The 14,278-nt window shown below is 29.5% G+C and carries 12 protein-coding genes and 1 other annotated feature; of the genes, 11 read left to right on the plus strand and 1 reads right to left on the minus strand.

Annotated elements, in window-relative coordinates; translation table 11 throughout:
- The first annotated feature begins 152 nt into the window (after nucleotides 1-152).
- The 9 genes from ytxC to pheT all read left to right on the plus strand — a co-directional run bounded on the left by ytxC (nucleotide 153) and on the right by pheT (nucleotide 9,478).
- Nucleotides 153-1,088, plus strand: coding sequence for a putative sporulation protein YtxC (gene ytxC / locus OW730_RS11855; protein WP_271229222.1), 936 nt, complete (start codon nucleotides 153-155; stop codon nucleotides 1,086-1,088).
- Nucleotides 1,089-1,286: 198 nt separating this feature from the next.
- On the plus strand, nucleotides 1,287-1,817 hold the full coding sequence (gene infC, locus OW730_RS11860; RefSeq protein ID WP_442945419.1) for a translation initiation factor IF-3: 531 nt from the start codon (nucleotides 1,287-1,289) through the stop codon (nucleotides 1,815-1,817).
- A 21-nt stretch (nucleotides 1,818-1,838) separates the two neighbouring features.
- Entirely contained in the window at nucleotides 1,839-2,036 is a 198-nt protein-coding gene (rpmI, locus tag OW730_RS11865; RefSeq protein ID WP_271229223.1) for a 50S ribosomal protein L35, read from the plus strand.
- Nucleotides 2,037-2,063: 27 nt separating this feature from the next.
- On the plus strand, nucleotides 2,064-2,423 hold the full coding sequence (gene rplT, locus OW730_RS11870) for a 50S ribosomal protein L20 (RefSeq protein WP_271229224.1): 360 nt from the start codon (nucleotides 2,064-2,066) through the stop codon (nucleotides 2,421-2,423).
- Between the two features lie 376 nt (nucleotides 2,424-2,799).
- Nucleotides 2,800-4,155, plus strand: a complete 1,356-nt coding sequence (locus OW730_RS11875; protein ID WP_271229225.1) for a TrkH family potassium uptake protein — start codon at nucleotides 2,800-2,802, stop codon at nucleotides 4,153-4,155.
- 12 nt (nucleotides 4,156-4,167) lie between these two features.
- Nucleotides 4,168-4,830: a potassium channel family protein gene (locus OW730_RS11880; protein ID WP_271229226.1), complete on the plus strand. Its 663-nt coding sequence runs from the start codon at nucleotides 4,168-4,170 to the stop codon at nucleotides 4,828-4,830.
- An 11-nt stretch (nucleotides 4,831-4,841) separates the two neighbouring features.
- On the plus strand, nucleotides 4,842-5,624 hold the full coding sequence (locus OW730_RS11885) for a TrmH family RNA methyltransferase (RefSeq protein WP_271229227.1): 783 nt from the start codon (nucleotides 4,842-4,844) through the stop codon (nucleotides 5,622-5,624).
- A 38-nt stretch (nucleotides 5,625-5,662) separates the two neighbouring features.
- Nucleotides 5,663-5,972, plus strand: a binding site (T-box leader).
- 84 nt (nucleotides 5,973-6,056) lie between these two features.
- Nucleotides 6,057-7,076 (plus strand): phenylalanine--tRNA ligase subunit alpha, encoded by a 1,020-nt coding sequence (gene pheS, locus OW730_RS11890; RefSeq protein ID WP_271229228.1) that lies wholly within the window; start codon nucleotides 6,057-6,059, stop codon nucleotides 7,074-7,076.
- A 23-nt stretch (nucleotides 7,077-7,099) separates the two neighbouring features.
- Entirely contained in the window at nucleotides 7,100-9,478 is a 2,379-nt protein-coding gene (gene pheT / locus OW730_RS11895; protein ID WP_271229229.1) for a phenylalanine--tRNA ligase subunit beta, read from the plus strand.
- Nucleotides 9,479-9,530: 52 nt separating this feature from the next.
- Here pheT and OW730_RS11900 read toward each other — a convergent pair whose 3' ends face one another.
- Nucleotides 9,531-11,819 carry a hypothetical protein gene (locus OW730_RS11900; protein WP_271229230.1) on the minus strand — a complete coding sequence of 763 codons (2,289 nt, stop codon included), beginning with the start codon at nucleotides 11,817-11,819 and terminating at the stop codon, nucleotides 9,531-9,533.
- Between the two features lie 224 nt (nucleotides 11,820-12,043).
- Between OW730_RS11900 and zapA the strand changes: the two genes are divergently transcribed.
- Together zapA and OW730_RS11910 are read left to right on the plus strand one after the other, a co-directional pair.
- The gene (gene zapA / locus OW730_RS11905; protein ID WP_271229231.1) at nucleotides 12,044-12,667 is read left to right on the plus strand and encodes a cell division protein ZapA; all 624 of its coding nucleotides are present in this window, start codon (nucleotides 12,044-12,046) and stop codon (nucleotides 12,665-12,667) included.
- Between the two features lie 320 nt (nucleotides 12,668-12,987).
- Nucleotides 12,988-13,968: a glycosyltransferase family 4 protein gene (locus tag OW730_RS11910; RefSeq protein WP_271229232.1), complete on the plus strand. Its 981-nt coding sequence runs from the start codon at nucleotides 12,988-12,990 to the stop codon at nucleotides 13,966-13,968.
- The last annotated feature ends 310 nt before the right edge of the window (nucleotides 13,969-14,278 follow it).

A 14,278-nucleotide genomic window follows, 5' to 3' on the forward strand; every position in this document is an offset into this window, starting at 1 on the left:
CAAAAGTTTTTCAAGTTTTTACTTTGGAATATTAATATTCCTATTAAAGATAAATTAGCAAGGTACTACTATATTTTCATCCTTATAAAGTACTGAAAAAAGTATATATATAAGGCCCTTAGGTGCATACTAGATATAAAGGGAGTGAGAGGATGTTAATTTACAGCGTTGTCTATAACAAAAAAAATGATGATATTATAGAGGAACTTAAAGATATAAAAAAACTCCTTGAAATGAAAGGAATAAACTTAGGGTATTCTGAATGTGTAGAAGAAGATAATCATTTTATAAAAATATATTGTTGTAATGAAGAAGAAGTGGAGAGGGGAAAAAAGCTTTTTAATATATATTTGAGTAATTATCTAAGCAAAATCATAACAAAAGAATACATTGAGAGAGAATTAAATAAGTTGATAAAGGAAATGTATTTCTTTTTAAAGGGAAATGATACTCAATATGTAAAGAAAGAAATGCAGAGAATCTTAATAAAAGAAGAAAATATTAACGATGAAGATTTTATTTATTTTATGAATATCAAAAATGTTATTAATGAAAAAATAATAAGGTGTTTAAGTGAATATGATCAAATGAATATTAAGGGATTCTTAACATTTAGATTAAAAGATTTGAAACAGGATTTTGAATTAATTGTTGATAAGATAGTTGAAAGATATATGGTAAAGAAGGAATATGAAGAATTTATAAAATTACTAAGATATTTTGTTGAAATACAAGAATGTAAACTGGATGAAGTAAATATAATAGTAAACGAACGCGGTGAATATGGTATACTTGATAAAGGTGGAAGAGATATATTATCAAGATTTCTTCAAGATGTGAATAATTATAAAATATCTGGCAGTGTTAGTATTGATGATGTTATAATAAGTGGGTTGATAACTAATGTTCCTAAAAGAGTAATTATACATGGAGCTGATAATTGCAAAAACGAAGAATTAATTGATACAATAAAAAATGTATTTCTTGATAGAGTCGCTTTTTGCGATGGCTGCAGTTTGTGTGTTGAGGACTTGGAAAGATATAAAGAAGAAGAACTTAGAAAATATGAAGAATTAAATTTAGAATAAGTGTTGACATGAAGAGTAATATAGTATATTATAATAACTGTGATAAGTTAATAGTGAAAATGTGAAGAAGAAACCGGATTTCTCACCTTACGGCAAAGCTTAGTAAGGTTCCTTTTAATGATTGAATAATAATAATTATTTATATATCAATAATTAAGGACGGTTTTGTACCGTCCTTTTTCTTATATACCCTGGGAGGTGGAGAGTATAGCTACAAATAAAAAGCAAACTCTAATTAACGAACAAATTAGAGCTAACGAAGTAAGGTTAATAGGACATGATGGTGAACCGTTAGGAATTGTGTCAGGTAAAGAAGCGTTAAAACTTTCAGAAGAAAAGAACATGGATTTAGTTATGATTGCTGAAAATGCTAAGCCGCCTGTATGTAAAATCATGGACTATGGTAAATATGTTTATGAACAACAGAAGAAGACAAAAGAAGCTAAGAAAAAACAAAAGACTGTTAGTATAAAAGAAATTAGAATGAGTCTTAGTATTGAAGAACATGATATTAATATTAAAGCCAAGAGAGCTAAGAAATTCTTAGAGAGTGGTGACAAAGTAAAAGTGACTGTTAGATTCAGAGGAAGAGAAGCTGAGCATAGTCATATTGGTAATAAGATATTGGATAACTTCTATTCAAAGGTTGAAGATATAAGTGTAATCGAGAAGCCTGCGAAAAAAGAAGGTAGAAATATGCTAATGATATTAGCTCCAAGAAAAGCGTAACATTGGAAGGAGGAACTTAAAATGCCTAAAATGAAAACTCATAGAGGTGCAGCAAAAAGATTTAAAAAGACTGGTAGTGGAAAACTTAAGAGAAGAAAAGCTTATAAAAGCCATATCTTAACTAAGAAGAGTGCTAAAAGAAAAAGAAATCTTAGAAAAGGTACTCTAGTAGATTCAAGCCAATTAAAAGTAATGAAGAAAGTATTACCATACATCTAAGTTGTGGGTAAAAGGAGGTAGAAAGAAATGGCAAGAGTAAAAAAAGCTGTGAACGCACGTAAGAAGCATAAAAAAGTATTAAAACTTGCAAAAGGTTACTATGGAAGAAGACACAAAACTTTTAGAACTGCTAATGAAACAGTTTTAAGAGCAATGAGAAATGCTTATATCGGTAGAAAACTTAAAAAGAGAGAATATAGAAGATTATGGATCGCTAGAATAAACGCTGCATGCAGAATGAATGGTTTATCTTATTCAAGATTCATAAACGGAATAAAAATAGCTGGAATCGACATGAACAGAAAAATGCTTTCTGAGATTGCTATTCACGATTCAAAAGCTTTCGCTGAATTAGTAGAAGTTGCTAAGAACGCTTTAAACAAATAATAGAAACGTAGCGTATGCTACGTTTTTTTTTATTGATAAGAGAATTAGTGTATATAAGTTGGATAAAGCAAATTGAAGTTTTGACAAATTCTAATTTAATGGTATAATTTTCTTATTAGTTTTATGGGGTAATGGAATGAATTTTCATTATTGATTATTATTAACTAAAACCTTATAGCTTAAAAAGTTAAGTTTTTACCTATAATAAATTATAGAGATTTTACCACATATTAAATTTATACTTGTTCAAAAATTTAATTGCATATTAGAACTGGTATAAATTATTTAATGAGCTGAGATGTCTATAAAATGTATTAAGTTGTAAGTATAAAAAAATCGGGAAGGGGGAAGGTGTCTAGAGGACATTATTAAGAATATGAGAACAACCTTCAATTCTAAAAAAATAAAAAATAAACTTACGCCAGTGCAAATTTTGGCAGGTGGTTTTTTTGTATTAATAATAATAGGGGCTATTCTTTTAACTCTACCAATTGCTACAGTAGATAGAGTAAGTACTAATTTTATTGATGCATTATTTACATCAACTTCAGCAGTATGTGTTACTGGGTTAGTAGTGGTGGATACTGGTACTTATTGGAGTATGTTCGGTAAGACTGTTATTATAACGTTGATTGAAATTGGTGGACTGGGATTCATGTCTGTTGCAACATTATTTTTTCTATTATTAGGAAAGAGAATAACTTTAAGAGAAAGAATGGTAATGCAAGAGGCTATGAATTATTTTTCTTTACAAGGGCTTGTAAAGATGGCTAAATACATATTAATATTCACTTTTTCTGTACAACTTGCAGGTGCAGCAATACTATCTATACAGTTTATACCAGAGTATGGACCTTTAAAGGGGATAGGATATAGTTTATTTCACTCCATATCGGCCTTTTGTAATGCTGGGTTTGACCTCATGGGTAACTTTACAAGTATTACAAAATATTCAGGAAATCCACTTGTGATGCTTACAATAACATCATTGATTATTATTTCAGGTCTAGGTTTTTTTGTATGGGCAGATATTTATAATTATAAGAAAAGCAAAAGATTGACCCTACATTCGAAAATTGTTATAACTATGACAGTTATATTAGTTATTGGTGGTGCAATTCTGATGTTTTTATTTGAAAATAGCAATCCTGATACTATTCAAAATGTTTCAACCGGTGAAAAGATATTATCTTCTTTATTTGCATCGGTAACACCAAGAACAGCAGGATTTAACTCAATAAGTACAGATGCTATGACAAATGCTGGTAAATTCTTAACCATGATACTTATGTTTATAGGTGGTTCACCAGGTTCTACCGCAGGAGGAATTAAAACAGTTACTGCTGGGGTATTAATACTAACATTAATTGCTTTTATTAAGGGTAAAGAAGATGTAGAAGCTTTTGGAAGAAGAATAAATAGAGATACTGTTTTTAAAGCATTTGTAATTGTGCTTATAAGTTTGTTACTTGTAATAGTTTCAACTCTTTTATTATCCGTTACAGAACCAAATACTAATTTTGAATTAATTTTCTATGAAGCTATTTCAGCATTCGGTACAGTTGGATTATCAATGGGACTTACTCCTAATTTAAGTTTAGGTGGTAAGATAATAGTAGCTATTGCAATGTATTGTGGAAGAGTTGGTCCATTAACTGTGGCATTAGCATTGGGAAATAAAAAGAGAAAAGGTGCCATTAGGTATCCAGAAGATAAAATACTAGTAGGATAGAGGTGGGTTTAAATGAGTAAAAAGCAATATATTGTTATTGGTCTTGGTAGATTCGGGGTTTCAGTAGCACAAACTTTATTTAATCTTGGTCATGACGTTTTAGCAGTTGATTCAAATGAAGAGAGTGTTCAGAGTATAGCGGATACAGTTACACATGCAATAGTGGCAGATGCAACTGATGAAAAAAGTTTAAGAGCTATTGGTATAAGAAATTTTGATGTGGCGGTTGTATCAATTGGAGAAAATATTCAATCAAGTATTATGGCAACATTACTGCTAAAAGAATTAGGCGTAAAGTATATTATTACTAAAGCAAATAATGCAATGCATGCCAAGGTATTAATGAAAATCGGTGCGGATAGAGTTGTATTCCCAGAAAAAGATATGGGATTAAGAGTAGCACATGATCTTGTTTCATCAAATATTTTAGAGTATATTGAACTTTCTGCAGATTATAGTATAGCTGAATTTTTATGTCCAAAAGCATGGATAGGAAAGAGTTTGGTAGAAATTGATACAAGAAATACTTATGGTATTAATGTAATTGGGATAAGACATAATGAAGAGATAGATGTTACTCCTTCAGCTTATACGAAATTAGTAGAGGGTAGTGTAATTATTGCAATTGGAGGAATTGAAGACCTCAACAATCTAGAAAGCAAGATTAAAAAGTAAGGATGATAAATTTGCATATTATTGAAAGTAAGAATAACAACAGGATAAAAGAAATTAAGAAGCTTAAGGAACGAAAATGGAGAAAAAAAGAGGGGAAATTTCTTGTTGAAGGATATAGATTTGTTCAGGAAGCATGCTCCTCTGACTTCCGTGTAGAAACAATAATAATAAATGCTGATAATAAAGATAAATATGATGAATTTAAAATTAAAAATAATTTTTCTGTTGAAGATGAGATTTATGTATCTCAAGGAGTATATAAAGAAGTTGCTCAGACTCAAAATTCACAAGGGATTATTGCAGTAGTCAAAAATAAGTCAATACAATATGACATTGAAGATGGAGTTTATGTATTATTAGATAGATTACAGGATCCTGGAAATGTGGGAACTGTTATTAGAACATCTCATGCAGCTGGAGTTAAAGGGATAGTCCTTACAAAAGGATGCGTTGATATTTATAATGATAAAGTACTAAGATCCACTATGGGCTCAATTTTTAGAGTCCCAATAATTGATGATTCTGATCTTGAATTCACAAAAAGGTTGAAGGAAAGTGGTTATAAATTCGTAGTAAGTTCCCTTGAAGAAAGTGAAGATTTCTATGATTGTTATTTAAAAGGAAACACAGTTATAGCAGTAGGTAATGAAGGTAGTGGATTGAGTCAGGAGATATATAACCTTCAAGATGTAAGAGTAAAAATTCCTATGCCAGGTGGAGCTGAGTCTCTAAATGCAGGCGTTGCAGCTTCAATTATGATATATGAATATGTAAGACAGCAAAATAATAATTGATATTTTCTTTTTTCATGATATAATAAATAAAGATTAATAATTAAACGTTGAAGAAGAGAGTAGGTTTATAAAGACATTCAGAGAGAGATAGCCTGAGGCTGTAAGCTATCTTATGAAACTAGTAAACCGAAGTTCACTTTGGAGTTCTTGTGATGAATATATAGATTCTACCGCGAAATTTAGTATATATATCAAAATATGGGCATACCTTAAACCTATATATAAACTAATTAGTGAGCTGAGATATCTATAGTAGTTACAAGCGGTGATGATCGATAAAACATAGAGTGGATGTATACATAATATATATCAACTAGGGTGGTAACGCGGAATATCTTCGTCCCTTTTTAGGGATGAAGTTTTTTTATTGCAAAAAAGTATAATAATGCTTTGTTTGTTGAAGAATTTAAAATAAGTAAAGGAGGAATTACCATGAAAGATATGTTATTAGAAATAAAACAAAATGCTATTGAGCAGTTAAATAATGCTGATTCAAAAGAGAAGCTTGAAGAAATAAGAATAAAATATCTTGGTAAAAAAGGTGAGCTTACTGCAATTTTGAGAGGAATGGGTAAGTTATCTAAAGAAGAGAGACCTATAGTTGGTAAAGTAGCAAATGAAGTTAGAAGTGAGATTGAGGAGCTTCTAGATGAAAAGATTCAAGGAATTAAGAATGTTGAGAAGGCTAAGAAGTTAAAAGAAGAGATAATAGATATTACAATGCCAGGAACTCTTCCTAAAGTAGGAAGAAGACATCCACTAGAGATGACACTTGATAAAGTTAAAGAAATTTTCATGTCTATGGGTTTTGCTATAGAAGAGGGACCAGAAGTAGAATATGATCATTATAACTTCGAAGCATTAAATATTCCAAAAGGTCATCCAGCAAGAGGTGAACAGGATACATTCTATATTAATGACAATATAGTTTTAAGAACTCAAACATCACCAGTTCAGATTAGAACAATGGAAAATCAGAAACCACCAATAAAGATGATTTCACCAGGTAAAGTTTATCGTTCTGATGATCTTGATGCAACGCATTCACCGATATTTTATCAAATTGAAGGACTTGTAATAGATAAGAATATTACATTCGCTGATCTTAAAGGTACTCTTGATGTATTCTTTAAGAAAATGTTTGGAGAAAATATGAGAACTAAATTTAGACCACATCACTTCCCATTCACTGAGCCTTCAGCTGAGATGGATGTAACATGCTTTGTGTGTGATGGAGATGGATGTAATGTATGTAAAGGTAGCGGATGGATTGAATTAGTTGGTTGTGGAATGGTTCATCCTCAAGTGTTAAGAAATTGTGGCATTGATCCTGAGGAATACAGTGGATTTGCATTTGGATTTGGATTAGACAGAATGGTTATGCTTAACTATGGAATAGATGATATAAGACTTTTATATGAAAGTGATATGAGATTCTTAGATCAATTCTAAAATAAAATCAGGAGGTAGTTAATATGAAAGTACCATATACTTGGCTAAAAGATTATGTTGATATAAATATTGGACCTCAAGAACTTGGAGATAAACTTACAGTTAGTGGATCAAAGGTTGAAGAGGTTATAATTTCAGGTGGAGATATAACAAAGGTTGTTACAGGTAAAATTGAGAAGATAGAACCACACCCAGAAGCTGAAAGATTAAAAATATGTTCAGTTAACATTGGTAAAGAAGAAAATATTCAAATTGTTACTGCTGCAGATAATATGAAGGAGAATGATATAGTTCCTACTGCTTTACATGGATCTACTCTTGCTGGAGGTTTAAAGATAAAAAAAGGTAAGCTAAGAGGGTCGAAATCTGAGGGAATGTTCTGTTCAGAAGTTGAATTGGGATTAGCAGATGAGAAAGATATAGATGGATTAATGATACTTCCTGCAGATACTCCATTAGGTGTAGATATTAAGGAAGTAGTTGAAATAGAAAGTGCTGTACTGGACTTTGAGATAACATCAAACAGACCAGATTGTTTAAGCATCATTGGAATGGCTAGAGAAACAGCTGCTACAATTGGAACTGAATATAGAATGCCTGAATTAAACTATGAATCAAAATGCAGTGATAATATTGAAGAAGTGTTAAAAGTAGAAGTAAAAGACGAGTTATGTAAGAGATATATGGCTAGAGGAATAAAGAATGTTAAAATACAGCCTTCACCAAAGTGGATGCAGGATAGATTACTTGATGCAGGTATTAGACCAATAAATAATATTGTTGATATAACAAACTTTGTTATGGTAGAAATGGGTCAGCCTATGCATGCATTTGATGCTAGAGAGATATCTTCCAACACAATTGTTGTTGAGAAAGGTAATAGTGGAGAAAAGTTCACTACACTTGATGAGATAGAAAGAACTTTACCAGAGGGCGCTCTTTGTATCAAAGATGGTGATAGAATTGTCGCTCTTGCAGGAATAATGGGTGGATTAAATAGTGAAGTTAAAGAGGATACTGCTGAAATCTATCTTGAGTGTGCATCGTTTGAGCCAGTTAATATCAGAGAAACTTCAAGCAAGATAGCATTAAGAACAGATGCATCTACAAAATTTGAGAAAGAACTTGATCCAAACAATGTTGAAACAGCTATGAACAGAGCTTGTTACTTAATTCAGGAATTAGGTGCAGGTGATGTTATGGAAGGTACTATAGATGTTTATAACAATGTGAAAGAATCACATTCTCTTGAAGTAGACTCAGTATGGGTAAATAATTTCCTTGGAACAGAGATTCCAGGAGAGGATATGGTAAAGTATCTAAATAGTTTAGATATGGAAACAACTCTTGAGGGAGATACTTTAAAGATAAAGGTTCCAACATTCAGATGTGACATGTTTATAAAAGAAGATGTTGCAGAAGAGATTGCAAGAATATATGGATATAACAAAGTAGATGCTACAATTGATACTACAACTACTTTAAGAGAGCCGATGAATAAAAGAATGTTAAATGAAAGATTTATAACAGATGTTCTTATTAACTGTGGATTAAGCCAATCAATAAGCTACTCATTCATCAGTCCAAAGGTTTTTGATAAAATACTAGTAGCTGAGGATAGTGAACTAAGAAATGCAGTAAAGATAAAAAATCCTTTAGGTGAAGATTATAGTATTATGAGAACAACAATGATACCTTCAATAATGGAATCATTAGGTAGAAACTATGCAAGAGGAAATGAAGTTGTAAGACTTTTTGAAACAGGTAAAATTTATATTCCTAATGTCGATCTTAATAAAATACCAGAGGAAAGAAATATTATTACTATTGGTATGTATGGAGAGTGTGATTTCTTCACATTAAAAGGAGTAGTTGAGACACTTGTTGAAAGATTAGGTGTTGCAAAGGCTAAGTATGAAAGAGTAACAGATAATCCAAGTTTCCACCCAGGAAAAACAGCAGCTTTAAAAGTAAGAAAAGATGTTATTGGCGTATTTGGTGAAATACACCCTGACATAATAGAAAATTATGATATAGATAAAAATTGTTATGTGGCAGAGCTTAATATGGATATTCTTTGTGAGTTAAGCAATATCAATAAAAAATATTCTGCTTTACCTAAGTATCCAGCAGTTACAAGAGACATTGCTGTACTTATTGATAGAGAAATTCTTGTTGGTGAAATAGAGGAGAGTATAAAAAAAGCAGGTGGAAATCTATTAGAGAGCTACAAGTTATTTGATGTATATGAAGGAGAGCAAATACCAGAAGGTAAAAAGAGTGTTGCATATGCATTAACATATAGATTAGCTGATAGAACTTTAACTGATAAAGAAGTTAATAAAGTTCATGATAAGATTCAACGTTCACTTGAACACAAGCTAGGAGCACAGCTTAGATAATACAATATTAAGAATGAGAACAAAAGGCTCTGACTTATGTCAGAGCCTTTTATTATTTTTCAAATACAAATACATTAGTTATTTTTTTAGAATTGTAATCTTTTCCTAGAGGCTTAACTGAATTTTCAGGAATTAAGATAGTATATTTCTCTCCTTCTTTTAAATTTGATTCCAATATAAATTTAAAAGTATTATTACTTCCTTTTATAACATCTTTGTAGAGGATTTGATTTCCTTTAGAGTCCCTTATTTGTACTTTGTCTTTATTTTTAAAGAATACAATTTTCATGTTAAATTGAAGGGAAAGTGTATCTTTAGTTGTTTTATGAAAACCATATTTAACAGGCTGAACCCCAAGTTTTCTATTTGGAACATTAAAAGTAATATCTATGTCTTTTGGATAATAAGTTCCATCAGTAAATTTTATAGTATTTTTTTTAATGTTTAATTTGTATTGTTTAGATGGATTAAGATTGAAGGCATATGATACTGTAAGAGTTTTTGGGTTAGATGTGGAACGCCCAAGATGAACAATATTGTTTTTATTTCCATCAGAATCTATTATTGAAAAATTTCCTTTAAATTGATACGTATTAACATCTGAATCAATATTTTTAAAGTTTACTAAAAAATAAGTATAAGGATCATGAGAGAAAATTTTAATATCATCATTTTCATATAGTGGAATAGTTGTCCACTCAGAATAAAAGTTTACATTAGTTGGATCCTCATTTATTAATTTATGAGAGTTATTATCATTTTTAATTCTTGTTAGAATCATATGCTTGGTATTATTTTGATCAAGTATACAAATATAAGTATACGAAAAATTGTATTCATCATCAATTGATATAACTTGGTATTTACCCAATCTTACAGAAGAAGAAGGTATTTCCTTCATAGTAATTGGATTAATCAAAATTGCTTTTTTGATTTCTTTGATTGTTTTAGGAAGATACAAAGTCATTTCATCAGAATCAAGATTTAATTTATCTGATGAAGAGGTATCAATAAATAATAAGTTGTTAGGTATGAGTGTCAAAGTTTCATTATAGTAATTAAAATCACCATTTCGGGTTAGTTCTCTTAATCTATTTAATTGGATATCAGTTCCGGATAATATATCTTCAATTGTTCTATTTATAATTATATCTGGATTAAAAAACTCGTTATAAGTGTAGTCAGAATCATCAGTGTTATATCCAGTAGAAGTTACAATTTCAAAGTTGCAGTTAGGTAAAGAAATTATATTTATATTAAAATCACTTGGGAAATCATGTCTTGAACCTAACGGCTCTCCAATCAAAGTTATATTATCTGTTGATGTTAAATGTCTTAGGCAATAAGCTGTAGAATTCTTATTTTTATTTGAAGTAAGAATATATAATTGTCCATCAAATAATTGAGAATGTTTTTTATCAGAGCTAAAATAATATCTAACATTTGGTATATTGCTTAGTTCGGTATAGGCTAAAAATTCAGTTAATATACTTTTAGGGAATTCGTAGATATCTCGCAAATCAAGAGTAATATTCTTTATTTGATTCTTTTCTACTTCCTTAAAAAATTTTTCAAAAAAGTTTTCAATTTCATTGATATGTTTTTTTGAATAGTTTACTTTTATATACCCTAGATTATTTTCCTTTTCAATTTTAAATTCACATTGAGGTGAATCGTTGTTGAAGGATTTAGTCAAATGGTCTTTAAATTCAAGTTTTTTTTCAATAATTTTATTATCTCGTTGTATTTTTACTGAAACAAAATCACCATTGAGTAAAAGATTAAAAAATTTATAGAATGATTTTTTATTCAGCATAGTATTAGATTCATAAAAAACTAAATATTTATTATCAGAAGAAATGGTATCTCTAAGCAGGTTTTCTAGTTCATCTGTAGTTTTATCACCTATTGAAATGATTTTATCACCAGCTATAAATTCATCATCTGTTTCATACACATATAAACCATCATTCAACCATATCAAAGGTAGATTCAAATATTCATCAGTATATAAGTTAGGTTGAACCTTAGTGTAGGAATCATTAAGAGATGCTAAAATATAATTAATATTCATTTGAAAATCTACTAAACTCATGGAAGTCTCGATGTTAGAATAAACATTTTTTATTCTATTATTTTGTTCAGTAGTAAAACCATGTTTTTTTATGTAAGGATTAAACTTTTTTATTTCTTTTATTAGATAATCTATATCTTCTTTCATTGTCTTTTGAGAGAGTTTTTCATTAGTTTGATTTCCTAAAGCTAGTACTGCTGAAGCATTTAACAATAATAAGCAAGTTAATATTGTTAATGATAATAATTTTTTAATAGTAATTTTCATAATATCCTCCGTTAATAATTAGATTTGAACAAGTATGATTATAACATTATTTGAAAAAATAGTAAAATAAATCCCTTTCTAATTAGGAAATTAATGTTTTTGTGTGCGAAATGAAATAGCTAAATTAAAAGGAAATTTTGAATATGCCAAAGTCAATAATTGATTTACTGTACTAGAAATATATGTTACAATAATTATAACTCTGATAGCGAGAAGGTGTTTTAATGAATGTTGTAACCGTTACAATAAACGGAATAGAATACAATCTTAGAGGTGAAGAGAGTGACTCTTACATTCTAAAAGTTGCTGATATTGTAAATGATACTATTATGAAGATAAAATCTAAAAATAACATGCTTAATGCAACAGACGTAATAGCTCTTGCTTCTATTAGAATTACTGATGAGTTTCTAAAGGGTATAGAAGAAAGAGACATGATACAAAGAAAAGCAAGAGAAATATATGAGAAAAATGCCTCGATGAGTGAAGAGTTAAAGGAAATGAGACAAGCCTTTAAAGAACTCCAAGAGGAGAATAATACTTTATTAGAGAAAAATGAGAAGTTGTCTAGTGAACAACATATTCTTGATTATGAGAAAGAAATTGCTTCCCTCAGAAGTCAATTAAACATTATAGAAGATAAGAGCAAAAAATACATAAAAGAAAATAGTGAATTAAAAAATGTAAAAAATGAACTTCTAAAACAAATTGAAGATGAGGAAATTAAGCATAAAGTAATTAGGGATAAAAACTTAGAGTTAAGTAGAAAAATAATTAGAATGGAACAGGAACTTATGGAGAGTAACATCGCTTTAGCTAAGACTCTACAAAGACAAAATGAAAAGTAAGATAAGTTATTAAAAAGACCTTTAAATTAAGGTCTTTTTAATTTGAAATGATATCAATGTTTAGCATAATTTACAACTATAGGTATCGCAGATAAATTAAATTTATAAACTCATGTTCTAAGAGGAATAATTGATTTATACATCGGTTTAAGGTACATCGATATTTTGATACAAGTATAAATCAAAGTTACCGTTAGAATCTCTCTATATAACACTAATAGGTTAATATATATTATGAAGTAAGTACATATATAATGTAATAATTGAAAAAAGTAACGCATACTTTAGTAACATAAAGAGATGATTAATTAGGGGGAGCTATGAGAGTACTTCTGTGTGTAAGACAGAATTGTTATAAATATTATTCTGCTGATACTCAACAATGTCAGAAAATTTATAAATTTTTAAAAAAAAGAAATATACATGTTGATATTAATAATGGAGGAAAATGCGATTTTTCTAAATACGATGTTGTTCATCTATTTGACCTTAATTCAACAGGAGAGATGTATAAATATTATAAAGAAGCTATGAGAAATAAATGTGATATTGTAATATCGCCTTTATACTGGAATTATGAGAGGTACTTTAAGTTTAAAAAGAAAATAGAATCTATTAAGCTATGGAAGCGGTGTAACTTGTACAGAGGGGAAATACTTAAAAAAAGTAAGAGAGTAATTTGCAGCAGCGATATTGAAATGGGATTCTTAAATAGAGATTTTGGGCAAATCAATGGAGAGGTTGTATACTATGGGAGTGAGATTGAATACGATGATATTCCATTATACTCATTTAAGGAAAGATATAATCTTGATAAATATGTGTTGTGTGTTGCTAGAATAAATCCAATTAAAAATCAAAAAGCATTAGTGGATATTACAGAAAAGTTAGGGATGTCACTTGTACTAGTTGGAAATATTGATGATAAGAATTATTTTAGTGAATGTATGAAAAAAGAACATGTAAAATATTTTGGTTTTTTTGATAGCTATAATATTTATAATGCATATAGGTTTGCAGAAGTTCATGCAGTACCAGGATTCTGTGAGATGCCCGGGCTTTCTACACTAGAAGCAGCAGGGAGTGGGTGTAAAGTCCTAACATCCAGTGAAGGTTGTGCTAAGGAATATCTTAAGGATAAAGCATTTTATTGTAATCCATTCGATCCAGCAGATATTGAGCAGAAATTGGTAGAGGCAATATCTGCAAGAAAGAGTAATATATTAAAATTATATGTTCAACAAAGATTTAAATGGGAAAAATATGGTGAAAACATACTTAGAATATATGAATCACTTTAAAAAAACATAATGTAGAACTTAAGAGAAATGGATAATTGATAATGTATAATGTAGAATGAATGACATTTCTCTCTGAGAAATTTTAATCCTATTGTTTATGAAACAATAGGATTTTGCTCGTTTCATTTAGAATGAAGCATTGTATATTAGATACAATATTTTATCTAAAGATAAAATGAGTAAAAACTATTTGTTATAAAGAACAATAAAATGTAGTTTCTGCCCTAAAGCAGAAACATCCACCATTATACATTATCAATTTTACATTATACATTTGCCTTTAAAGCACGCGTAGAGTGTGCATTTTTTT

The organism is Oceanirhabdus sp. W0125-5 (assembly GCF_027938815.1).
Classification (GTDB): Bacteria; Bacillota; Clostridia; order Clostridiales; family Clostridiaceae; genus Oceanirhabdus.